The organism is Corallococcus macrosporus DSM 14697 (genome assembly GCF_002305895.1).
GTDB lineage: Bacteria > Myxococcota > Myxococcia > Myxococcales > Myxococcaceae > Myxococcus > Myxococcus macrosporus.
Map to the genome: position 1 here is coordinate 1,199,339 of NZ_CP022203.1, position 22,831 is coordinate 1,222,169.

Annotated in this window: 13 protein-coding genes; 10 read left to right on the forward strand and 3 right to left on the reverse strand. The window is 71.5% G+C overall.

All coding sequences use genetic code 11. The features are described 5' to 3' along the window. Positions 1-32 precede the first annotated feature (32 nt). The 4 genes from MYMAC_RS05085 to MYMAC_RS05100 all read left to right on the forward strand — a co-directional run bounded on the left by MYMAC_RS05085 (position 33) and on the right by MYMAC_RS05100 (position 4,568). Positions 33-1,493, forward strand: coding sequence for a sensor histidine kinase (locus MYMAC_RS05085; RefSeq protein WP_095957267.1), 1,461 nt, complete (start codon positions 33-35; stop codon positions 1,491-1,493). 66 nt (positions 1,494-1,559) lie between these two features. Further along, positions 1,560-2,162 carry a DUF2378 family protein gene (locus MYMAC_RS05090; RefSeq protein ID WP_013935842.1) on the forward strand — a complete coding sequence of 201 codons (603 nt, stop codon included), beginning with the start codon at positions 1,560-1,562 and terminating at the stop codon, positions 2,160-2,162. A gap of 116 nt (positions 2,163-2,278) precedes the next feature. After that, a complete protein-coding gene (locus MYMAC_RS05095) occupies positions 2,279-3,346 on the forward strand; it encodes an ABC transporter ATP-binding protein (protein ID WP_095957268.1) in 1,068 nt (355 codons plus the stop codon). Between the two features lie 184 nt (positions 3,347-3,530). Further along, positions 3,531-4,568, forward strand: coding sequence for a hypothetical protein (locus MYMAC_RS05100; protein ID WP_157757451.1), 1,038 nt, complete (start codon positions 3,531-3,533; stop codon positions 4,566-4,568). A 90-nt stretch (positions 4,569-4,658) separates the two neighbouring features. On the opposite strand, the gene MYMAC_RS05105 is transcribed toward MYMAC_RS05100, so the two are convergent. Genes MYMAC_RS05105 through MYMAC_RS05115 form a run of 3 tightly spaced genes read right to left on the reverse strand, consistent with a single transcriptional unit; the run spans position 4,659 to position 10,923 of the window. Continuing rightward, positions 4,659-7,757 (reverse strand): hypothetical protein, encoded by a 3,099-nt coding sequence (locus MYMAC_RS05105; protein ID WP_157757452.1) that lies wholly within the window; start codon positions 7,755-7,757, stop codon positions 4,659-4,661. Continuing rightward, positions 7,754-8,926, reverse strand: coding sequence for a tryptophan 7-halogenase (locus tag MYMAC_RS05110; RefSeq protein WP_095957271.1), 1,173 nt, complete (start codon positions 8,924-8,926; stop codon positions 7,754-7,756). The genes MYMAC_RS05105 and MYMAC_RS05110 overlap by 4 nt, the downstream gene beginning before the upstream one ends. Further along, the gene (locus MYMAC_RS05115) at positions 8,923-10,923 is read right to left on the reverse strand and encodes a LodA/GoxA family CTQ-dependent oxidase (RefSeq protein WP_095957272.1); all 2,001 of its coding nucleotides are present in this window, start codon (positions 10,921-10,923) and stop codon (positions 8,923-8,925) included. The genes MYMAC_RS05110 and MYMAC_RS05115 overlap by 4 nt, the downstream gene beginning before the upstream one ends. A 303-nt stretch (positions 10,924-11,226) precedes the next feature. On the opposite strand from MYMAC_RS05115, the gene MYMAC_RS05120 reads away from it, so the two are divergent. From MYMAC_RS05120 to MYMAC_RS05145, 6 genes are all read left to right on the forward strand, one after another. Continuing rightward, positions 11,227-15,570 carry a DEAD/DEAH box helicase gene (locus MYMAC_RS05120; RefSeq protein WP_204817396.1) on the forward strand — a complete coding sequence of 1,448 codons (4,344 nt, stop codon included), beginning with the start codon at positions 11,227-11,229 and terminating at the stop codon, positions 15,568-15,570. A 65-nt stretch (positions 15,571-15,635) separates the two neighbouring features. Further along, entirely contained in the window at positions 15,636-18,206 is a 2,571-nt protein-coding gene (locus MYMAC_RS05125; RefSeq protein ID WP_204817398.1) for a S8 family serine peptidase, read from the forward strand. A gap of 113 nt (positions 18,207-18,319) precedes the next feature. Then, positions 18,320-18,919, forward strand: a complete 600-nt coding sequence (locus MYMAC_RS05130; protein ID WP_095957275.1) for a biliverdin-producing heme oxygenase — start codon at positions 18,320-18,322, stop codon at positions 18,917-18,919. Further along, the gene (locus MYMAC_RS05135; RefSeq protein WP_095957276.1) at positions 18,900-21,176 is read left to right on the forward strand and encodes an ATP-binding protein; all 2,277 of its coding nucleotides are present in this window, start codon (positions 18,900-18,902) and stop codon (positions 21,174-21,176) included. The genes MYMAC_RS05130 and MYMAC_RS05135 overlap by 20 nt, the downstream gene beginning before the upstream one ends. Continuing rightward, positions 21,173-21,619: a response regulator gene (locus MYMAC_RS05140; protein ID WP_095957277.1), complete on the forward strand. Its 447-nt coding sequence runs from the start codon at positions 21,173-21,175 to the stop codon at positions 21,617-21,619. Before MYMAC_RS05135 ends, MYMAC_RS05140 begins: the two co-directional genes overlap by 4 nt. Further along, positions 21,616-22,830, forward strand: coding sequence for a hybrid sensor histidine kinase/response regulator (locus MYMAC_RS05145; protein WP_095957278.1), 1,215 nt, complete (start codon positions 21,616-21,618; stop codon positions 22,828-22,830). The genes MYMAC_RS05140 and MYMAC_RS05145 overlap by 4 nt, the downstream gene beginning before the upstream one ends. Position 22,831 lies beyond the last annotated feature (1 nt).

Below are 22,831 nucleotides of genomic sequence, written 5' to 3' on the forward strand. Positions count from 1 at the left end.
GCTACGAATGCCCCTGGCTCGCACACCTCCGCATGACCCCCACTCCCGCGCTCATCCTCAACGTCAACGACGACGCGGCCAGCCGCTACGTCACCTCCCGGGTGCTGGGGCTCGCGGGCTTCCGTGTGGTGGATGCAGCCTCCGGCGCGGAAGCGCTCGCCCTGGCGAACGAGGAGACGGACCTCGTCATCCTGGACGTGCGGCTGCCGGACATCAGCGGCCTGGAGGTGTGCCGGCGGTTGAAGGAGGCCCCCCGCACCTACGGTGTCCTGGTGCTCCACCTGTCCGCGCAGGCCGTGGGGCCAGGCGACCGGGCGCTCGGCCTGGAGCACGGCGCGGACGGCTACCTGGTGGCGCCGGTGGACCCGGAGGAGCTGGTGGCCCAGGTCCACGCGCTGCTCCGGCTGCGCCAGGCCGAGCGCGAGGTGAAGGTGCTGTCCCGCGAGGTGGCGCACCAGCGTCAGCTCCTGGAGCTGGCCATCTCCTGCGCGGCGGACCCCATCGCGCTCTATGACGAGACGGGGCGCGTCCTGTCCGCCAATCAATCCCTGTATGCCTCACGCGGCAGCCGCGCCGTGCATGCGCCGGGGCGGACGCTGGATGAGCTGCAGGCCGCGGACGCGGCGCTGACGCCGTACCTGGACCAGGTGCGGGTGGCCCTGCGCACGGGGCAGGTGCTGCGGGGCACCATCGCCCTCGATTCGGACCGGGGCCCGCGGTACTTCGACTACGTGCTGTCGCCCGCGTTGGAGTCTGGCGGCCAGGTGCTGGCGGTGATGTCCTCGCTGCGCGACGTCACCGAGGCGCGCAGCGCGGAGGAGTTCCGCGAGCAGTTCATCGGCATGCTCGGGCATGACCTGCGCAACCCGCTCAACGCGCTGTCCATGTCCGCGCAGCAGCTTCGGCGCAAGGGCGGGCTGGACGAGCGCCAGGGCATGCTCACCGAGCGCATCCTCACCAGCGCCGAGCGCATGGACCGGATGATTCGTCAGCTCCTGGACTTCGCGCGCGCGCGGCTGGGTGGAGGCATCCCGGTGATGCGCTCGCCGTGCGACGTGTTCGAGGTGGTGCGCCGCACCGTGGACGAGCTGCGCGCCAGCCACCCCGGCCGGGTGGTGCTGCTGGAGTCCAAGGGCGATGGCCAGGGGAAGTGGGACGCCGACCGTCTGGAGCAGGCGGTGGGCAACCTGGTGGCCAACGCGTTGAAGTACAGTCCGGCGGAGAGCACCGTGTGGGTGGGCGCCGAGGGCTCCGCGCGCGAGGTGGTGCTGCGCATCCACAACCAGGGGACGCCCATCCCCGCGGAGGACCTGCCCCACGTCTTCGGGGCCTGGCGCCGGGGCCGGCGCACCGCCAGCGACACGGGCGCCCCCAGCGGCCTGGGGCTGGGGCTCTACATCACCCGGCAGATTGTCCGGGCGCATGACGGGGACGCGCACGTGGCCTCCAGTGCGACGGATGGCACCACCTTCCTCATCCGCCTGCCGCGATGATGACCAGCCAACGGTTGGGGCACATCACGACTCCCCGTTTGGGGTTGCCGCCGCCACCTTCCGTGCATGGCGTCAGAAAAGCTCATTTTCGCTCAGTCCGTGGAAGCCCTCTTCGTGCGAGCGCTCGGGCCATATCTCACCCGGGATGGACGCCAGCGCCTGAAGGCCGTGGGGCTCGACCTGTCGGAGCCGCTGCGCCCGCAGTACACCCTGGAGCAGTGGCGCGCCTTCCTGCGCGTGGCCGCGCAGGATGTCTTCCCGCACCTGCCGCCGTCCGAGGCGAGCTTCGCGCTGGGGGCGCGGTTCCTCCAGGGCTTCCGGCAGACGTCGGTGGGCCGGGCCAGCCTGTCGCTCGTCACCCAACTGGGGCCGCGGCGCACGCTGGAGCGCGTGCCGTACAACGTCCGGGCCGGCAACAACTTCAATGAGGTCCGCGTGGAGGAGTCCACGCAGGACAGCGCCACGCTGTGGATGAAGGACGTCACGGCGGACACGCCGGACTTCGCGGCGGGCTTCCTGGCGGAGACGCTGCGGTCGGCGGGCGCGGGGCACGTGGACGTGAGGCCCATCGCCTTCGACGGCACGGCGGCCACCTTCCGCGTCACCTGGACAAAGGGCGTCAGCAAGGCGCCCGTGGCGAACGCCGCCGGCCCACGCCGCGTCCACTGAGCCCGGCGCGCCGCCACGGCACACCCTGGGAAGGCCGCGCTGGCGCTGGCCTCCTGCCATGAGCTGTCGCACGATGCCGCCCGGACGCGCTCCGTGTCCGGAAGGACGGCTTCAGCATGGCCCGGTTGCTCGTCGAGGACGTCCACGTCCGGCTCGGCACGAATGACATCCTGAAGGGCATCACCGCCGACTTCCGGGACGGTGAGGTCGTGGCGCTGCTGGGCCGCTCCGGCAGCGGCAAGTCCACGCTGCTGCGCTCCGTCGCCGGCCTGGAGACGCCGGTGCGCGGGCGCATCCACATTGGCGAGCGCACGGTGTTCGACGCGGCGGCGAAGGTGAACCTGCCGCCGGAGCGGCGGGACCTGGGGCTGGTGTTCCAGTCCTACGCGCTGTGGCCGCACAAGACGGTGTTCGACAACGTGGCCTATGGCCTGCGGCTGCGAAGGCAGCCCCGCGAGCAGGTGGACCGGGCGGTGCGCGAGGTGCTCCAGGGCGTGGGCCTGGACGGCCACGGCGACCGCTTCCCCAGCCAGCTCTCCGGCGGGCAGCAGCAGCGCGTGGCGTTGGCGCGGGCGCTCGTCTATGGGCCGCCCCTGGTCCTCCTGGACGAGCCGCTGTCCAACCTGGACGCGAAGCTGCGGGAGGAGGCGCGGGTGTGGATTCGCGCGCTCATCAAGCGGCTGGGGCTCACCGCGCTCTTCGTCACCCATGACCAGGTGGAGGCCATGGCCATCGCGGACCGCATCATGCTGCTGGAGGGCGGGCGGATGGTGCAGGACGGGACGCCGGAGCAGCTCTACACGGAGCCGCGGAGCCTGTTCGCCGCGGACTTCATGGGCGTGAACAACACCTTGCCGGGACGCGTGGTGGAGCGGCGCGGCGGTGAGGCGCGGCTCCAGGTGGGAGGCCAGTCGCTGTGGGGCCAGCAGCGAGGGGAGGGCGCCGGCGGTGACACGGCCACCGGCGTCATCCGCGTGGAGGCGCTCCAGTTGGCCTCGGGGCCCGGTGAGAACCGGCTCCCGGCCGCGCTGGCGAGCTCCCTCTACGTGGGCGGGCGCTGGGAGCACCAGTTCCAGCTCGAAGGCCAGACGCTGCGAGCCACCACGCGCGAGCGGCTGTCTCCTGGCGCGTACATGCTCGCGTTCCCGAAAGAGCGCCTCTGGATTTTTCGAGGCGTGGGCTGACACGTCAGGAGTTGCGCCCGGTGCGTCAGCGGCGTGCGGCGGCACGGGCTCCGCCGTGGCGCGGATGTGGTTCCAGACGTTTGGGTTTTGAACGTCCCTGGCTTGCGGGATGCAGAGCGTGGGGCTGCGTTCCCGCGAGCTGCTCCTCGCGTGGCGCATCACCCAAGCCAGGAGTGGAATCACCATGAGCCAGTACGATGACTTGTTCTTCCGTGTGAGCACCAGCGACACAGGCGACCGGAACTTCGGGCACGAGTCGACAGACACCATCGCGTATCAGTCGCCCGACATCATCCCCTATGGCACCCGTCCCACGACCAATCCGGTGCAATTCTTTGCCGGCAACTATGGCTCGGATGTGGGGCAGAACCTGGTGGAGAGCGCCGACAACTACATCTACCTGCGCGCCAGGAACCTGGCCGGTGAGGCCCGGTCCGGGAGCGTGTCGCTGTATGCCGTGCCGGCGAACCTGCTCCTGTACCCCTACCTGTGGGCGGGCAACGAGCTGCAGACCAGCGACAAGAACGTCGACAACGGGGCCCTGAACGTCATCCAGGCCGGCAGCGGCCAGATTGCGGTGACGGACAACCCCTTCGTCTGGAGAGCCCCCACGCCTGACCACTACTGCCTGGTCTCCCGGGTCTCGAATGCGACGCACCCGAACCCCGTCCCCACCGCGGCCCTGGGGGACATGAATGCGCTGACGGAGTTCATCCTGGACAACCCAGGGTTCGGATGGCGGAACGTCACCATCGTCGATGCCAACAAGCCGGACTACACCACCAAGGGCATCGGCTTCGAGCAGGGGACCGAGGATGCGATGGTCACCTTCGACATCAAGTGCGTGAACGTCCCCGCGGGGGCGAGCGTCGCCTTCTCGGCCGGGACGCCGGGGCCCTCGCCCCTCATCGACCTGGGGGAGACGACGGTGCCCCAGACGTCTCCGGACCAGAACGGCAACTACAACTGGCACACGGGCATCGACTGCCTCGTGCGGGCGAACTACAAGACGACCATCGACTATTCGTACTGGTCGCATGGCCTCGCGCCGCTGCCGGGGATGACCATCACGCTCCGGGTCCTCCCGTTCGTCGCCGCCGACCACCGCCTCTACGGCCGGCTCTTCACGCCCGAGCAGCTCGGGCTGTCTCCCGAGCGGTGCGCGGCGCTGGCGGGCAAGCGGGGCATCGTGCTCGGCTCCCACACCACCGTCTTCCGCTGAGCGGAGCGACACGCCTGGACGCGGTGAGGCGGCCACCGGGATGGGACGTCCGCCCACCGCCGATGGCCGCCGTGGTGAAGCCGCCGCGTCTCAGCGCTTCGTCACCCGGGCCTCACCCAGGACCATGGACCAGTTGTTCATGACCTCGGTGGGTTGAGAGGGGCCGTAGGTCTGGGCCTGCATGGGCGTCTTCGTGTTGAGGTGGCTGCTCATGTAGATGAGCCGCTGCATCGCGGGGCCCGGCGGGTTGTTGTCCTTGAGCGCGTCCTTGAACCGCGCGCCGAGGTAGCCCGGCGGGATGCTCTGGTAGTTCAGCCGGACCCGGACGGAGGCCCACGTGGGAATCTCGGACAGGGGGACCTGGTACACCAGCGTGTCTTCCCCCTCGGCTTCCCTGGCGCGGTTGCCGCTGGGGTAGTCCGGGTCACTCTCGATGCTGGGTTGGCCGCTCTGCACCTCGCTCAAGGGCGCCGTGAGCTGGGCCAGTTGGTAGAGGTCCAGGCCCAACTGCAGCTCTCCAGGTTGGCGGAGGCTCGCTGGCTTCCAGCCGGCGGGGAGGATTCGGTTGTCCTTCACGTCATGGAACTGCTGGAGCTCCAGGCTGGTGACCCGCTTGAGGTCGTCGACGACGCGGACCTCGTAGATTTGGACCTGGTCCTGCCGCTGGAGGGTCTGGAAGTGCGGCTGGAGCTGGCTGGGGTCGGATGAGAACTCGCTGGCGAGGATGTTGTCGCCATTGGCGTTGCAGCGGCCATTGCAGATGGCGCCTTGCGCGTTGGGCTGCCCGGAGGCCCAGAGCACCGTGCCGGACGCATCCAGGACCTCGAACTGGATGAACGCCCGGCGGAAGCCCGCGCCGCTGGGGAACTTGTGGCCCGCGTTGTTGATGAGGGTGACGGGGACGTTCAGCCTGTCGTACTCGATGGACGGGTCGCCCAGGGAGAGCTGCACCGCGGGGAGTGTCGGGTCGTAGGAGCCCTGGGCCGTGCTGTACGCGAGGTCCAGGATGGACTGCTCGGCGTTGAGCAGGTTCTGCGCGACCACGTAGTTCCGCCTGGCGTCCGTGAGCGGGGCGATGGTGCCGTCGGGGAAGCGCAGGGCGAGAAAGAGGTCGTCCAGGAGGAGCGTCTCGCCGCTCCTGGCGGTGAAGCCGAGCTCGAGCCGGCGGAGGTCCGCGCCCACGGGCATGTTCGCCTGAAGGGGTTGCCACCTGGACTGGCCCGGCGTGGCCGCGAGCGGAGGCGAGGTGGACGCCAGGGCGTCTTGCGCCTTGTAGGTGCGCACGACGAGCTCCCCGCAGGAGAGCCTGTCACACCAGCCGGTGGCGCCCCAGATGAGGGTCGTCTTGTCGCCGCCCTTCTGGAGGGCGTCCTGGTAGCGGGTGAGGTCGATGCGCAGCGTCGAGGTGCCCTCGCTGAGCTGGAAGAAGTAGCGGCCATGGCTCGGGCGGACGGGGTGTCCCTGCGCGCCGGTGAGCGTCTGGACGGCGGCGATGGCGCTCTGCTGGCTCCAGCCCGCGGTGTTGCCGTCCTCCGCGCCCGGATTGGGGACGAGGTTGGGCGTGCGGTTCAGGATGTCGGGGGATTGGAGGTAGGGCGGGACGCGCGAGTCGGGAGACAGGTAGAAGTCCAGCCCGAGCACGTCCGGGAACTGCTGGAACATCTCGTGGACGAACAGGTTGATGCCCAGCAACGTGTGCCGGTTGTACTCACGCGCCACCACTGGCGGGCTGCCTTCGTAGAAGGGGGCCAGGTCGTCGTTGCGCTGCGCCACGTGCACGCGCTTGTCGTGCGGTGATTCCGGCGCGGTGAGCGGCATGTGGCAGCTCTGGCACGACGTGTTGGCGCCGGGATAGCCGCTGTTGAGCCACTCGAAGTAGGTGGTCTGCTCGTAGGCGAGCGCGACGCAGGGGTCCTTCGTGAAGTCGCCGTCGGTGCGGAAGGTCGTCTGGCTGTCGTCGCAGCTCGCGGGGCGTTCGTAGCCGAAGTTCGCCTCCGTGATGGGCATGCCGGGCCTGTAGTTGGAGGGGACCTTGGGGAGGATGACGACATGGCAGGCGCCGCAGACCATGGAGTCGCGCAGGTAGCTGTGTCCGTCCACGTGCGCCGCGGTCTCCAGGTTCAGCCCCGCCGCGGCCATGGGCTTCGCGTTGAGGCCGACGTCAGGCCCGACGATGGCGCCCGGGCGCAGGTTCATGGACGCGGTGAAGGGGAAGGACGGCGGTGTCTGCGTCCGCTTCTCCTCCTGGCTGACCAGCCGGTCCGAGATGGCCGTGGGGCCGAAGAGCGCTCCGTCCGAGCCATAGAAGAGGCTGTAGTCGGTGCCATTCCAGGGCTGGCCCTCCGAAGGCGCCATGGCGTGGCAGACGCTGCAGGAGAGCCCGTCCCGCGCCAGCGCGCCGTACACCGCGTTCCGCGGCTGCGTCTCGGAGACGTCGGGGAACGGATTCTCGTAGGGCGCGCCCTCCGGCGTCGCATAGAGGGTGTAGTGGTCGAACTGCACGTGGTTCGACAGGGCCTGCCGTTCCGCCAGCGGGGAATGGCATCGCAGGCAGAGCTGGTCCACCTGGTTGGGCTGATGCGGAGACAGTGAGCGGGTCGTCTCCACCTGGGCGAGGAAGACCGGGTCCCTGCCCGCCAGGGCCTTGATGGAGCCGCTCCAGTCTCCGAAGGGGGACCAGTTGGCGGACAGGTTCATGGGGCCCGCGCCGCCGTCCGCCCAGAGGCTGTTGACCGTGGGCTGCTGCCAGAACGCCATCTCCGGCAGGTCGCTGCCCTGGGCCTTCCAATCCGAGTCATGGCAGGACTGGCACACCAGGGAGGAGCTGAAGCTCTGGCTGCCGAGGTTCAGCCCGTTGTGCGCGATGTCCAGGTTCCGGTTGGGCAGCTTGACGAGCTCGCTGCTCTTGATTCGAGGGAGCTGGACGCCAAGCTGCTTCGTGTAGAAGTCGAGGAACGCCTGGGCGTCGTCGCTGGACTCGGCCAGGGGCTGGAGCAGGGCGTTGCCTCGCGGGAACACGGGGTAGGGCGGGGGGACGAGCCCATCCCCGGATGACGTGTCATCCGTGCCGCTGTCGCTCGCCGCGAGGACGGTGGGCGTGGGCTCCCGCTCGCTCGCGAGCAGGGCAACCGCGATGGCGCTCATGGCGCCGGCCGCGACAATCACATGACGTCGATACGTCGTCTTCATGAGGTCACCTCGAGGGGCTGGGGGCGGCGGGGGGGCGCGGGGAGCGCGGGGGGGCCGGGCAGGGACTCCCACCGGTTCCTCCAGAAGGGCGCCTGGGGCCACCGCTGCTCCTGGCGGTAGTAGGCCCCTCGCGTCCGCTGATGTTCCTGGAACCGCTCGTTGAGCGTGGCTTCGTAGGTCTGGAGCGCCTCCAGGTCGCCGCGCAGGTAGCGCTCCAGGGCGTCGGCCGCCAGGAGCGCGGAGTCCAGCGCCTTGGTGATGCCCTGGGAGGACAGCGGGTCATAGGTGCAGGCGGCGTCACCGACGGCGAGCCACTGTTCGCCCTGCATCCGGTCGAGCTGCCCGACGAGCACGGGCACCGCGACGAGCGGCTCGCTGGTGAAGTCACACACATCGAGCCGAGCGTGCGTCACGGGGGCCTGCTTCAGCAGGGCCAGCCAGGGCTCGGGGGTGGCCCAGCGCAAGCCGCGCAAGGAGTCCCCGTCGCCAATGAGCGCGACGACGACGCGCCGGTTCGGCAGCAGCGCGGAGTACCACCAGCCCTCCGGGCAGGCCTCCACCAGCGCGTAGGTGGGGAAGGTCGCGTCATCCGGGAGCGTGAAGGCGCCATACACGGCGAAGCAGCGGTCGCTCACGAGCCGGCGCGCGCCCCGGGCAGAGGCGAAGGGCGCCTTCCAGCCGCTGGCATCCACGACGAACCGCGCCCGCAGTGTGCTGGGGCCCGATTTCGCGCGGGCGAGGTGCAGCAGGTAGCCGTCCCGCCCCAGCGCCTCCGCGCTCAGCAGCGTCGTCGTGCGAAGCACCCGCGCGCCCTGCCGGACGGCCTCAAGGCTCAGCCGCTCATCGAAGCGCGCCCGGTCCAGGTGCCACGCGGAGCCCCAGGGGGACATCAGCGTGTCATGGAAGCCCGGCTCCGCCTGCCCCCAGCACGCAGAGGTGCCGCGGGAGGCGAGGTGTCCGTCGCGCAGGAAGCTGCCCCAGACGCCGAGCCGCGACAGCGGCAGGCGGACATCCGGAGGCAGCGTCTCACCCAGCCGGGGCGCGTCGTACGCGGTGCGCTCGACGACGGTGACGGAGAGGAACGGCGCCTTGTCCCGCAGCGCCACCGCCATGGCCGCGCCCGCGGGGCCTCCGCCGATGATGGCCACGTCGCAAGAGGACTCGCTCACGTGTGGCCTGCCTTGGGCCGCGCGGCGGCCTGCTGGCTGGGGTCCGGCTTGTACGTCCGCTCCACTTCGATGAACGTGGGCGCGGGCGGCATTCCTGGCCCGGCGTCAGGGCCTCGCTCGTTGGCGGGGGCGTCCGACCGCTTGATGACGAAGCCCAGCTCGTTCCAGTGGAAGACCATGTCCTCGTCCACGTCGAAGTTCGACGGGGCCGGGCGGGTCCAGTAGTCCTGGTGCCATTGCTGGTCGTCTCCCAGGTAGTTCACGTAGTAGGGCCGCTGGGCGGGCCACCACCAGAGGGACGTCTGCAGGACCGGCTGGTTGGAGCACTCGTTGAAGTCGGCTTGCCAGGGCAGCGCCATGTACTTGCTGGCATCCCCCGGCTCCAGGCCCAGCCCGTCGTGCGGGTTGACGTCCCACTGGAGCGGTTGACCCTCGGGCCTGACACGGTGCTTGAAGCGGAAGCCCGCGTCCGGGTCGTCCTGGAAGAAGTTCCCGTCCCGGGCAATCCACGTCATCTCGATGCCCGGGCAGAAGGCGCCGCCCACGCAGTTCTCCAGCACGGCGCGGTCCAGCAGCGCTCCCGGCGACGCGGTGGCCCTGGGCGGCGAGTGGTCGACCTTCCCGTCGCTGTATTGCTTGAGGAAGAAGTACTGGGTCCGCGTGAGCGTCAGGAACTTGCGGGGGAGGGTTTCGGTGATGGGGTTGTCGCCCGCCATCTTCGGCATGAGGTCCGGCGTGAGGACGTTGACGTCGGAGGGGTTCCGGATTTTGTGAAGGAAGCGGGGGCCCAGGTTCCCGCCCTGGATGGCGTCATGTTTGCCATTGCCGGTGGGGCCGACGTCCGCGACCCACTGGTAGACGGCGGGGCGGCTCAGGATGGGGAGGAGCTCCGCCTGGAAGTTGGGCGTGTAGTCCGTCTGGAACTGCCCGTCCTGGTAGAGCGAGGGGGCGAGGTTCTTCTGGGTGACGAAGGTGTCGTAGAGCGTGTCGTAGAGCGTGATGATGTTGAGGATTTGCGGCGCGTAGCCGGGCGGCCCCACCACCACCCACGCGGGGAACTCCACCTCGTGCTCCGAGTCGTCCTCCATGACCAGGGTCGCGGTCACGGGCCCGTCCGAGACGTCGTCCCACCAGAAGGTGTTGTTGGCGTACGTGTCCAGCCGGGGCTGGGGGTAGGCCATTTCGTGGATGAACTTCTTCGCCGCGCGCTGCTGGTCGCCGCCGAGGTCCAGGCTGGGGTCCGCGAGGACGGTGTCGACGGCGGCGTCGAAGGACTCCTGGGTGGCGTACCCGATGTCCGCGATGGACTTGAGCGCCTGGAGGATGTCCTGCGCCAGCGCGTGTTGCTTCTCCCAGCCCTCCAGCAGACCTGACGTGAGGTCGTAGTGCACCGACACGCCGGCCTTGCCGTAGCCGCCCACCGCGTGGAGGTGGCCCTGGGCATCCGTGACGAGCTTTCCCAGGCGGGTGATGTCGCTGCCTTCGGGGAGCAGGTTCGAGGGGTGGGCCGACGTCGCGGTCAGCGCGCAGTCCGCGGTGGTGGGCCAGCCGCCGGTGCCCCGGCAGGTGACGGTGCGCGGCCCCGCGTCGAGGATGAGCGCGTTGCGGTCATCCCCCAGGGTGCGTGGGTTTCGCAGCGGGTGCGGCTTGGGGGGATTGCCTTGCGGCGCATAGTTCCCGTCCGCGCCCTGCTGCTGCCGGAACTCGTACCAGGCGGCCTTCTTGTTGGCCAGGTGGACCGTCCAGCGGATGTCCTTGACGCCCCGCTCGCCCACTTGGACCGTGCTCAGGTACGCGCCGGACGCGTCGTAGGCGTGAATCTGGAAGCGCGCCGCTTGTCTGCGCACCGCCAGGTTGGCGTCGCGGAACCGCGTCACGGGGCCGCCGCTCACCTCCAGGGGCAGGCCTCCTGCCTCCTCGGGGCCGAGGTAGTAATCCTCGCTGTCCCCGACGCGGGCCACGCCGATGGCCGGGTGAATCTTGTAGGTTGTGCTCATGCCTTCGCTCCTCGCGGTGTGGCGCGAAGTCGTGCAAGGCACATTCCCCCCAGGCACGGTTGTCGGGATTCCAGGTGGCCTGTGCTTTTTGTGGGTGAAGTCTGTGTTTTGCCCATGTCAGGCATTGCGGATGACGTGTCGGGCATGGGCCGTGACGTGTCAGCGTCCAGGCCGCACGCCGGGCCAGCGGTCCGCCGGGGGCCCGCCCTCCACCCTCCACACCCGCGGTGGGGGCCTACTCACGACGTTCCGTCGCGTTGACGCCGGGCTGTACCTGTGTTCAGGCTAGCCCTGGAGGTGCCCATGGCCCCGCAAATCAGCCTCGACTTCGCCTCGGAGTACGCGGCGCACCCGGCGCTGGCGCCGTTCCATCCGGTGGTGCGCCGGTGGTTCGCGGAGCGACTGGGGGAGCCCAGCCGTCCCCAGGTGGAGGGCTGGCCGCTCATCCAGGCGGGGGAGGATGTGCTCATCGCCGCGCCCACGGGCAGCGGCAAGACGCTGACGGCGTTTCTCGCCGCGCTGGACGCGCTCTTCCGGCTGGCGCTGGAGGGCACGCTGCCGGACTGCACGCAGGTGCTCTACGTGTCGCCGCTCAAGGCGCTGGGCAACGACGTGCAGAAGAACCTGCTCCAGCCGCTGGAGGAGCTGCTCACCCGCGCCCGCGCGGAGGGCTTCCGGCCGCAGGAGCTGCGCGTCCAGGTGCGCAGCGGTGACACCCCGGCCTCCGAGCGCGCCCAGATGGTGCGCCGCCCGCCGCACATCCTCATCACCACGCCGGAGTCCTTCTACCTCTACCTCACGGCGGAGAAGGCGCGCGCCACCCTGCGCGCGGTGCGCACCGTCATCGTGGATGAAATCCACGCCCTGGCGCGCGACAAGCGGGGCAGCCACTTCGCGCTGTCCCTGGAGCGGCTGAAGGCGCTCACGGACGCGCGGCCCCAGCTCATTGGCCTGTCGGCGACGCAGAAGCCGCTGGAGGCCATCGCGGGGTTCCTCACCGGCGCCTCCCACCGCGAGTGCAAGCGCGTGGAGGTGGGCCACCTGCGCCCGTGGGATTTGACGCTGGAGATTCCGGACGCGGAGCTGTCGTCGCTGGCCAGCCATGAGATGTGGGGGCAGGTCTACGACAGGCTGGTGGCGCTGACGGCGACGCACCGGACGACGCTCGTCTTCGTCAACACGCGGAAGATGGCGGAGCGCGTGGCGCACGATTTGGGCGAGCGCCTGGGCGAGGGCACCGTGGCGGCGCACCACGGCAGCATGTCCCGCGAAATCCGGCTGGCCGCGGAGGAGAAGCTGAAGTCCGGCCAGCTCCGGGCCATGGTGGCCACCGCGTCGCTGGAGCTGGGCATCGACGTGGGCAACGTGGACCTGGTCGTGCAGCTTGGCAGCACGCGCGCCATCTCCGTGCTGCTCCAGCGCGTGGGCCGCGCGGGCCACCACAAGGCCGGCATCTCCAAGGGCATCCTCTTCGCCATGACGCGGGATGAGCTGATGGAGTGCACCGCGCTCCTCAACGCCGTGCGCGAGGGTGAGCTGGACACGGTGCTGATTCCGCAGAAGCCGCTGGACGTGCTGGCGCAGCAGATTGTCGCCGCGTGCGCCTGCGAGGAGTGGGACGAGCGCGCGCTCTTCAACCTCTTCCAGCGCGCGTATTCGTACCGGAACCTCACCTGGGAGGAGTACCAGGGCGTGCTGGAGCTGCTGTCCGAAGGCGTGGCGGCGCGCCGGGGCCGGGCGGGCATCCACCTCCACCGGGACAGGGTGAACCAGCGCCTCAAGGGCCGGCGCGGCGTGCGCATCACCGCGCTCACCAACGGCGGCGCCATCCCGGACACCTTCACCTTCAATGTCAGCGCCGAGCCGGAAGGCAAGGTGGTGGGCACTCTGGACGAGGACTTCGCGGTGGAGTCCTCGCCCGGGGACATCTTCCTGCTGGGCAGCACGGCGTGGCGCATCCAGCGCGTGTCGGGCAGCACGGTGCAGGTGGAGGACGCGCGCGGCGCGCCGCCCAACGTGCCCTTCTGGCGCGGCGAGGCCCCGGGGCGCACGGACGAGCTGTCGCTCCAGGTGGGCCGGCTGCGCGAGGAGCTGACCACGCGGGAGGACGCGCCGGCGTTCCTCCAGCAGGAGCTGCGCATGTCGCCGCCCGCGGTGGACGCGCTGATGGGCTACCTGCGCACCGGGCAGAAGATGCTGGACGCGGTGCCCAGCCACACCACGGTGGTGGCCGAGCGCTTCTTCGACGAGGCGGGCGGCATGCAGCTCATCATCCACGCGCCCTTCGGCAGCCGCATCAACCGCGCGTGGGGCCTGGCGCTGCGCAAGCGCTTCTGCCGCTCCTTCGACTTCGAGCTCCAGGCCGCGGCCACGGAGGACGGCATCCTCCTGTCGCTGGGCGAGCAGCACTCCTTCCCGCTGGCGGAGATCTTCGACTTCCTCCACCCGGACCACGTGGAGGAGGTGCTGGTGCAGGCGGTGCTGCAGGCGCCGATTTTCGGCACGCGCTTCCGGTGGGTGGCCACGCGGGCGCTCGCGCTGAACCGGATGATGGGCGGCAAGCGCGTGGCGCCCAACCTCCAGCGCGCCCGCAGCGAGGACCTGCTGGCGGCGGTGTTCCCGGAGCAGGTGGGCTGCCAGGACAACCACGGCGGCGGCGACGTGGAGGTGCCGGACCATCCGCTGGTGAAGCAGACCATGGATGACTGCCTGCGCGAGGCCATGGACGTGGACGGCCTGCGCGAGGTGCTGCGCGGCATGCGCGAGGGCCGCATCCGCCTGCTGGCGCGCGACGTGCCGGAGCCGAGCCTCTTCGCGCACGCGATGATTCACAGCCAGCCCTACACCTTCCTGGATGACGCGCCCGCCGAGGAGCGCCGCGTGCGCAACGTGGCCCTGCGCCGCGCGATGCCGGTGGAGGACGTGACGGCCTTCGGCGCGCTGGACGCCGCGGCCATCGCCACCGTGGTGGCGGACGCGGCCCCGCCCATGCGCGACGAGGACGAGCTGCACGACGCGCTGCTGCAGCTCCTCCTGCTGCCCGCCGCCCAGGTGCCGCGCGGCCTGGCCACGCCCCTGTTCGAGCAGGGCCGGGTGGCGTGGATGGACCTGCCCGCGGGCCGCTTCCTGGTGTCCGCGGAGCGGGGCAGCGCGCTGCGGGTGCTCTTCCCGGACGCGCCCATGCAGCCGCCGCTGCCGGTGCTGGCGTACGACAGGCCCGTGGAGCGGGACGCCGCCGTGCTCCAGGTGGTGCGCGGCCGGATGGAGATGCTGGGGCCCACCACGGTGGCGGAGCTGGCCCGGCTCGTCGTCCTGGACGCGGACTCCGTCAACGTGGCCATGCACCAGCTCGAGTCCCAGGGCAACGTGCTGCGCGGCCGCTTCCGCCCGCTGGACGCGCCGCTGGCGGACGGCGCGAGCCCGCCGCTGGAGTGGTGCGACCGCCGCCTGCTCCAGCGCATCCACCGGCTGACGGTGGGGCGGCTGCGCAAGGAGATCGAGCCGCTGAGCGCGCAGGACTTCATGCGCTTCCTCTTCCGCTGGCACCACCTGGAGGAGCTGGACGCGCTGCGTGGCTCCACGGGGCTGCTCAAGGCGGTGCGGCTGCTCCAGGGCCATGAGGCGCCGGCCTCCGCGTGGGAGCGCTTCCTGCTGCCCGCGCGCATGCGCGGCTACACGCCGGACCTGCTGGAGCGGGCCTGCTACGCGGGTGAGGTGGCCTGGGGCCGGCTGACGACGAAGGAGGCGAAGCCCACGCCCGGGCCTCGCCGGGGCGCGCCGGTGACGCCGCCGGAGCCCGCGCCCCCGCGCTCGCGGGCGTCGCCCTCGCGCAACGCGTCGTTGACCTTCACCCTGCGCGAGGACCTGGAGTGGATGCTCACCGCGGCGCGGCCTCACGCGGTGCTGGCGGACGGGGACGTGTGGACGCCGCCGGACCTGAGCGCACCGGCCAGGGACGTGGTCGCGGTGCTGGAGCGGCGCGGCGCCTGCTTCTTCCAGGACCTGGTGTCACGCGCGCGCAGGCTGCCCGCTGAAATCGAGGACGCGCTGTGGGAGCTGGTGGCGCGGGGCCTGGTGACGGCGGACGCGGTGCAGAACCTCCGCGTGCTCCAGAGCCCGGCGCACCGCAAGCGGCAGAAGCTGCTCCAGCGGGGCGGCCCGGGCCGCTGGAGCCTGCTGACGCCCGCGGAGCCGAAGTCGCAGGACGAGGTGCTGGACTCGCTGGCGCGCCTCTTCCTCCAGCGCTACGGCATCGTCTGGCGCGACCTGGTGATGCGCGAGGCGCTGGCGCCCACGTGGCGCGAGCTGCTCTTCGTCTACCGCCGCATGGAGGCGCGCGGCGAGGTGCGCGGCGGCCGCTTCGTGTCCGGCTTCGTGGGTGAGCAGTTCGCGCTGCCAGAGGCGGTGGACATGGCGCGCTCGGTGCGCCGGCAGCCGCCGTCTGGCGTCCGGGTGCAGCTCTCCGGCGTGGACCCGCTCAACCTCACGGGCGTGGTGACTCCAGGGCCGCGCGTGCCGGCGATGCCGGGCAACGTGGTGACGTACGTGGACGGCGTGCCACGGGATGTCGGCGCACTGGACGATGGCGACGACGGCAACGTTGGAGAGGACACGGAAGGCGGAGGCGGGGAGGCCATGGCGAGCTGAGCGGCGGGCCGCGTCGCCACCAGGTGCTAGGGTGCCGTCCCTCTCTTCTTCGAGGGGTCGCCCGCATGCGTCGCCTGCTGTCGTTGGGACTGTTGCTGCTCACCGCCACCGCCTGCTCCGGCGACGACGACGAGGACCCGAGGGAGCAGCCTCCCTCCCGGACCGGTCGCATCCAGGGGGCGCTGACGCCCTTCCAGAGCAGTGAGCGCTCCACGGGCGACGGCGCCTCCCGGACGGTGCGCTCGCCGTTTCGCGCGGGCGAGCTGGCGGCGCTGAAGGAGACGCTGCGAGGGCTGTCCGCGGGGCGCTCGCGTGGGGAGCAGGTGGCGCCGAAGCGCGTGCCGGGGCTCTCCATCGTCCCATGGGCGCCAGGCCATGCGCCGCTCGAGCGCGCCTCCCGCGAGGACCCCACGATTCCGGGGGAGGTCATCCTCCGCTTCGAGGAGGCGGGCCTCTCACCGGAGCGCGTGCTGGCGGCGGTGCGGCGCCCGGGCTTCCGCGCGGTGCACAAGGGCTACGCCAGCGAGTACGTGCACCTGGTGGGCTACGAGCCGCTGGACGGCGAGGCGGTGACGGCCGCGAAGACGCAGGCGTGGGCCGCGCGGCTCGCCCAGGTGCCGGGCGTGACGTACGCGGTGCGCAACGAGCGGATGCGGGCGGCGGCCGCGCCGGATGACCGGGGCTACAGCCTCCAGTGGCACTACCCCACGCTCAACCTGCCGGCCGCGTGGGACCTGGCGCCGGACGCGTCCAGCGTCGTGGTGGCCGTCATCGACAGCGGCGTCGTTCCGCACCCGGACCTGACGAACGTGCTCCCGGGTTACGACATGATTTCGGACCCGGAGAACGCGGGTGACGGCGACGGCCGGGACAGCGACCCGCGGGACGAGGGCGGGGACACGCCCAGCGGCGGCTCGACGTGGCACGGCTCGCACGTGGCGGGCACCATTGGCGCCAACACGAACAACCAGGAGGGCGTCGCGGGCGTGGCGTGGAACGCCCGGCTGCTGCCGGTGCGGGTGCTGGGGAAGAAGGGCGGCACGAGCTTCGACATCGCGGCGGCCCTCACCTGGGCCACCGGCGGCAGCGTGCCGGGCGTGCCGGACAACCCCACCCCCGCGAAGGTGGTGAACATGAGCCTGGGGGGCAGGGCGCCGCCGCAGGCGCTGTACCAGGACGCCATCGACGCGGCCCTGGGGCGAGGGGCCATCATCGTCGTCGCCGCGGGCAACGAGGACGTGGACGCGCGCAACAGCACGCCGTGCAACCAGCAGAACGTCATCTGCGTGGGCTCCACCAGCCTGGCGGGCCAGCGCAGCAGCTTCTCCAACTTCGGCGTGGACGTGGACGTGGTGGCGTCCGGCGGGGAGATGCGCGAGGACCTGAACGGCGACGGCTACCCGGACGGCGTGCTGTCCACGGTGCTGGATGAGAACGGGCAGCCGGCCTATGCCTTCTCGCAGGGCACCAGCATGGCGGCGCCGCACGTGGCGGGCGTGGTGGCGCTGATGGCGGCGTCGCGGCCGGACCTGGATGCCGCGACGGCGGAGGGCATCTTGAAGGAGACCGCCACGCCGCTCACCAACGCGCAGTGCCCGGAGGGCTGTGGCGCGGGGCTCGTCAACGCGCTCGCGGCGCTGGCCCGCATCTCCAACGAGGACCCGGGCTCCCTGGACCCGCGGCTCAACGTGACGACGTCCACGCTGTTCTTCCGGGGCAGCGGCACGCAGCAGCTCATCCTGAGCAACGTGGGCGGCAACCGGGGCGGCGACCTGATGGTGACGGCCACCAAGAGTGGGCCCAATGAAGCGGCGGTGTCGTTCCCGCAGGGGAACACGGTGCGCGTGCCCGCCTTCGGCTCGGCGCCGCTGGCCGTGGCGGTGGATGCCGCCGGGCTGCCCGCGGGAGACACGGTGGTGACGTTGAGCCTGGTGGGCTCGGGCACGTCGGGGGCGGCGACGGTGGCGGTGAAGATTGGCGTGGCGGGCGCTGCCAGCGACCTGGACGCCTTCGTCGCGTTCGTGTGGCAGGACGCGCGGGGGGAGTGGCAGACGTCCGAGGATGCCGTCGCGATTGCGCCCGCTTCGGCGAACTACGCGTACAGCATCTCCCTGACGCCGCGCACGTACTACGCGCTGGCCACCATCGACGACGACCAGGACGGCAACTTCTTCGAGGACGGCGAGCGCACCGGCTACTGGCGCAACGTGGACGCCTTCGAGCCGCTGTTCGTCGAGGAGGGGGAACGCATCACCGACGTGAGCTTCGACCTGATTCCGCTGGCGCCCATCGATGACGACCCGGCGCTGGTGGTGGGCAGTGCTTGCGGCTCCAACGGGGACTGTCCCGGGGGCGTGTGTGTGACGGACTATCCGGGCGGGTACTGCTCCATGGACTGCACCACGTCGGCGTGTCCGGCGGGCTCGCGGTGCTACATCGTGGACTCCGCTTCCGGGCTCAAGGCCTGCCTGGCGACCTGTTCACGCCAGGTGGGGACGGGGCAGGGGGACTGCCGCTCCGGGTACGTCTGCTACAGCGACGGCACGGGCTCTGGTGCGTGCCAGCCCAACTGCCGCACCTCCGGCCTGTCGTGCGGTGGGGGCCGGACGTGCCTGGCCACCGGCTTCTGCCAGTGAGGCTCGGGCGCCCGTGTCCAGGACGCCCGAGGGGTAGGGAGGTGGACACTTGGCCACAGTTCCCAGTTCCCACCGGCCGGTGACGGCGGCATCGTGCAGTCATCTTGTCCCTGATGCAGCGACTGAAGAGTGAGACGCGCCCGCACCACGAGCGCACCGAGGCCCAGGTGCGCTTGATGGACCCGGACCTCACGCCCACGGCGTACCGCCGCCACCTGGAAGCGCTTCACGGCTTCTATGGCCCATTGGAGACCCGGCTCGCCGGGCTGGGCCTCGACGCGGTGGCGGGCCTGTCCGTCCACGCGCGCTGGAAGGTGCCCCTCCTGGTGGAGGACCTTCGCGCGCTCGGCCACGACGACGCCTCGCTCGCACACCTGCCGCGCTGCGGGGGGCTGCCCTCACTGGCGGGCGTGCCCGAGGCCCTGGGCTGCCTGTATGTTCTGGAGGGCTCCACGCTGGGCGGCCAGCTCATCCTCCGGCACCTGCGCCGCCACTTCGACGGCACGCCCCTGGGCCCCTTCGCCTTCTTCCGCGCCTACGGCGACGACGTCGGGCCCCGATGGCGGGCCTTCGGCGAGGCCGTCAATCAGGCCTCCGTCGTCGCCGCGGATGCCGCCTTCGACAGCCGTGCCGTGAAGGGCGCACAGGACACCTTCGACGCCTTCGCGGCCTGGCTACGACGGGAACAGGCCCATGCCTCCGTCTCCGCCTGAAATCGACCTGAGCCAGTGTGAGCGGGAGCCCATCCATCTGCTGGGAGGCGTGCAGCCTCACGGCGTGCTCGTGGCCTTCCACGCGGCGTCGTCCCGAATCACGGTGGTGAGCGCCAACACGGAGCCCCTGCTGGGCGCTTCGCCTCCCGCGCTGCTCGGCCAGCCCATCACCGCCGTGCTCGACGCGGAGTCCTTGGCGCGCGTGCGCGCGGGCACCGGCACCGGCCCCGTGCGCGTGCGGGCCGGTGGACGTGCCTGCTCCGCGTTGCTGCACGCCAGCGGCGACGCGTCAGTGCTGGAGCTGGAGCCACTGACGGACGCGGACACCCGCGTGGAGGAGGACGCGCTGGAGGCCATCCACGCGCTCGTGGCTCCGCTGGGGCAGGTGCGGGGGACGTCCGCGCTGCTCCAGGTCGCGGCGGAGGGGGTGCGCGCGCTCACCGGCTTCGACCGCGTCATGGTGTACCGCTTCCACGCGGACTGGCACGGCGAGGTGGTGGCGGAGAGCCGGGCCGAAGGCGTGGACGGCTTCATGGGCCTGCACTTCCCGGCCAGCGACATCCCCGCGCAGGCGCGGGCGCTCTACCGGCGCAGCCCGCTGCGGCTCATCGCGGACGTCCACGCGAGGCCCGTGGGGCTGGTGCCCCCCACGTTGCCGGACACCGGCCAGCCGCTGGACCTGTCCGGCGCGGCGCTTCGCAGCGTGTCCGAGGTGCACCTCGAATACCTGCGCAACATGGGCGTGGGCGCGTCCTTCTCCGTGTCGCTGCTCAAGGACGGCGAGCTGTGGGGGCTCATCGCCTGCCACCACCTGTCACCGCGTCATGTGTCCGCCCAGCGGCGGCAGGCGTGTGAAGTGCTCGCGCGCCTGTTGTCGCTCCAACTCGGCGCGGAGGAGCGCGGCGCGGACGCGGCCACCCGCGTGCACCGGGCGGAGCTCCTTTCGCGGCTCGTCGCGGGCCTGGGCGGCGAAGGCGTGTCGCTGCCCAGCGCACTGGAGACCCACGGCGCGCTGCTGATGGACCTCACCGGCGCCACCGGCGTGGCGCTCGTCCTGGGCGAGCGGCTCGACGCGGAGCAGGGCGAGGCGCCGCTGCTCGTGGGCCAGACGCCCACGCCGAAGGAGGTCCTGGCGCTGGCGACGCGGCTGGCGAGCACGCCGGGCGGGAGCGGCACCCTGCACACCGAGCGGCTGGGCGCGCTGCATCCGCCCCTGGCCGGACGCGCGGACGTGGCCGCGGGCCTGCTGGCCGTCCGCCTGGACCCCCAGGCGCCGCGCTTCGTCTTCTGGTTCCGCCCCGAAGTGGCGCGGACCGTCACCTGGGCGGGCAATCCCCACAAGCCCGCCCAGCCCGAGCCCGGCCACGCGCGCCTGCATCCGCGTGCCTCGTTCGAGGCGTGGCGCGAGGACGTGCGCGGCGCCAGCACGCCGTGGACGCAGGCGGACGTGGAGGCGGCCGAGTCCTTCCGGGGCGCCCTCGTGGGCGTGGTGTTGCGCCATGCCGCGGAGCTGGCCCGGCTGTCGCGCGCCCTGGCCCGCTCCAACGCGGAGCTGGAGTCCTTCAGCGGCACGGTGGGGCACGACCTGCGCGAGCCCCTGCGCGGCATCCAGCAGTACACGACCTTCTTCCTGGAGGACCACGGCGCGGCGCTCGCCCCGGACGGCCGCGAACAGCTCCAGTCCGTGACGTGGCTCGCCCGCCGGGCGCAGGCCCTGTTGGAGGACCTCTTCGAATACAGCCGGCTGGGCCGCATCGAGCTGGCCTGGCGGGAGGTGGACATGCACGCGCTGGTGGAGGAGGCGCTCGCCGTGGTGGCCTCCCGGCTCCAGGAAGGGGAGGCCGACGTGCGCCTGCCCCGCCGCCTGCCCCGCGTCGCCTGTGACGCCGTCCGCATCCGCCAGGTCTGGGAGAACCTCCTGGCCAACGCGGCCAAGTACCAGGCGGCGGCCCCCCACTGGGTGGAGGTGGGCTACCACGGCCCTGGGGAGCCACGTCCGGAGGCGGCGGCGCGGCATGACGCGCCCTACGTTTTCTTCGTGAAAGACCCTGGCATCGGCATCGCCTCGCGGTTCCACGAGGCCATCTTCGACATGTTCCGCCGGCTGCACCCCGTGCAGGCGTACGGAGGCGGCACCGGCGCGGGGCTGGCCATCGCGCGCCGGCTGGTGCGGCTGCACGGCGGCGAGCTCTGGGTCGACTCCTCGCCAGGGCAGGGCGCCACCTTCTACTTCACGCTGGGACGAGGTCCGGCATGACGGCGCCGCGCTCACTGCTCCTGGTGGAGGACAGCGACGCGGACGCCATCGCGTTGCAGCGCATCGCCAGCCGGCTCCCGTCCCCCATGACGGTGGTCCGCATGCGCGACGGGGAGAGCGCGCTGGACTACCTGTACCGGCGCGGCGCGTACGCGAGCGCGTCCAGGCCGGCGCTGGTCTTGTTGGATTTGCACATGCCCGGCATGAGTGGCCGCGAGGTGCTCGCCCAGCTCAAGGCGGACCCCGCGCTGCGCCGCATCCCGGTCATCATCTTCTCGTCCTCGGAGGACCCGGGGGACGTGGAGGGCGCCTACGCGGAGGGCGCCAACAGCTATCTGTTCAAGCCGGAGCCGGGCGCGCAGTTGGAGGCGGCGGCCCAGGCGCTCCAGGCCTTCTGGCTCACGGCGGCGAGGCTCCCCGAGGAGCCCGGGGCGGCGCCATGAGCCCGACCCTGCGTGTCCTGCTGGTGGACGACAACCCCGCGGACCGGTTCGCCATGCGGCGGGCCCTGGAGCGCGACGAGGAGCAGGTCTGGGTGCTGGAGGCCGTGTCGTCCGCGGAGGACGCCCTGGCGCGCATCTACGCCGAGCCACGGGTGGACGTGGCGCTCGTGGACTTCCACCTCCCAGGCATGACGGGGCTGGACCTGCTGCGCGAGCTGCAAGCCCGTGGCGGCAGCCCCAGCACCGCCATGGTGATGCTCACCGGCAGTGGCAACGAGCGCGTCGCGGTGGAGGCGATGAAGGCCGGGGCGCAGGACTACCTGGTCAAGGACGCCTACAGCGCGGAGCGCGTGCGCCGCAGCCTCCGGGCCGCGGTGGACACGGTGCGCATGATGCGCGAGCTGGAGGAGCGCCGGGCGCAGACCGAGCGCGCGGAGCGGGCGGCGCGCGAGGCGCTGGCCGTGCGCGACGAGCTGTTCGCCCTGGCCACGCATGACCTCAAGGGGCCGCTGCAAATCATGGCCCTCAACGCGCAGATGTTGCAGCGCCAGCTCGCGAAGACGGAGCTGGGGGCCTCGCAGGCGCCGCGGTTGGAGCACATCATCCGCGCCACGCAGCGCATGGGCGAGCTCATCGATGGCTTCCTGGGCGCCACGCGCAGCGATGAGCCCCCCCTGAACCGCGAGCCCCTGGACTTGCTGGCGATGGTGCGCTCCAAGGTGCATGCGCTGGAGGCCTCCGGCCAGCACCGCTTCGTGCTGCATTCGGAGGGCGAGGACTTCACCGGCGAGTGGGACTCGCGCGCGCTGGAGCGCGTGCTGGAGAACCTGCTGGGCAACGCGGTGAAGTACAGCGCCGCGGACACCACCGTCACGGTGACGCTGTCGACGGAAGCGGACGGCCCGGCGGCGCGCGTGCGGCTCCAGGTGGCGGACGAGGGCATGGGCATCCCCGCCGAGGACCTGCCCTACGTCTTCGAGCGCTTCCGCCGCGGACGCAACGTGTCACCGGACGTCACCGGCAGCGGGGTGGGGTTGGCCAGCGCGCGCCGCATGGTGCGGCTGCACGGAGGCACCATCCACGTGGCGAGCCAGGAGGGACGCGGCGCCACCTTCACCGTGACGCTGCCGCGTGTCGCGGTGCGTTCAGGAAGCCTGGACGCTGGAGCGCCGCCGGACGCGCTGGCCGAGCCCGCGTCATCGACGTCGTGAA

Coding starts and splice junctions, on each gene's coding strand:
- MYMAC_RS05130 (WP_095957275.1), top strand. CDS start 18,320: ATGCAGCGACTGAAGAGTGAGACGCGCCCGCACCACGAGCGCACCGAG.
- MYMAC_RS05120 (WP_204817396.1), top strand. CDS start 11,227: ATGGCCCCGCAAATCAGCCTCGACTTCGCCTCGGAGTACGCGGCGCAC.
- MYMAC_RS05115 (WP_095957272.1), bottom strand. CDS start 10,923: ATGAGCACAACCTACAAGATTCACCCGGCCATCGGCGTGGCCCGCGTC.
- MYMAC_RS05145 (WP_095957278.1), top strand. CDS start 21,616: ATGAGCCCGACCCTGCGTGTCCTGCTGGTGGACGACAACCCCGCGGAC.
- MYMAC_RS05140 (WP_095957277.1), top strand. CDS start 21,173: ATGACGGCGCCGCGCTCACTGCTCCTGGTGGAGGACAGCGACGCGGAC.
- MYMAC_RS05135 (WP_095957276.1), top strand. CDS start 18,900: ATGCCTCCGTCTCCGCCTGAAATCGACCTGAGCCAGTGTGAGCGGGAG.
- MYMAC_RS05100 (WP_157757451.1), top strand. CDS start 3,531: ATGAGCCAGTACGATGACTTGTTCTTCCGTGTGAGCACCAGCGACACA.
- MYMAC_RS05090 (WP_013935842.1), top strand. CDS start 1,560: ATGGCGTCAGAAAAGCTCATTTTCGCTCAGTCCGTGGAAGCCCTCTTC.
- MYMAC_RS05125 (WP_204817398.1), top strand. CDS start 15,636: ATGCGTCGCCTGCTGTCGTTGGGACTGTTGCTGCTCACCGCCACCGCC.
- MYMAC_RS05105 (WP_157757452.1), bottom strand. CDS start 7,757: ATGAAGACGACGTATCGACGTCATGTGATTGTCGCGGCCGGCGCCATG.
- MYMAC_RS05095 (WP_095957268.1), top strand. CDS start 2,279: ATGGCCCGGTTGCTCGTCGAGGACGTCCACGTCCGGCTCGGCACGAAT.
- MYMAC_RS05085 (WP_095957267.1), top strand. CDS start 33: ATGACCCCCACTCCCGCGCTCATCCTCAACGTCAACGACGACGCGGCC.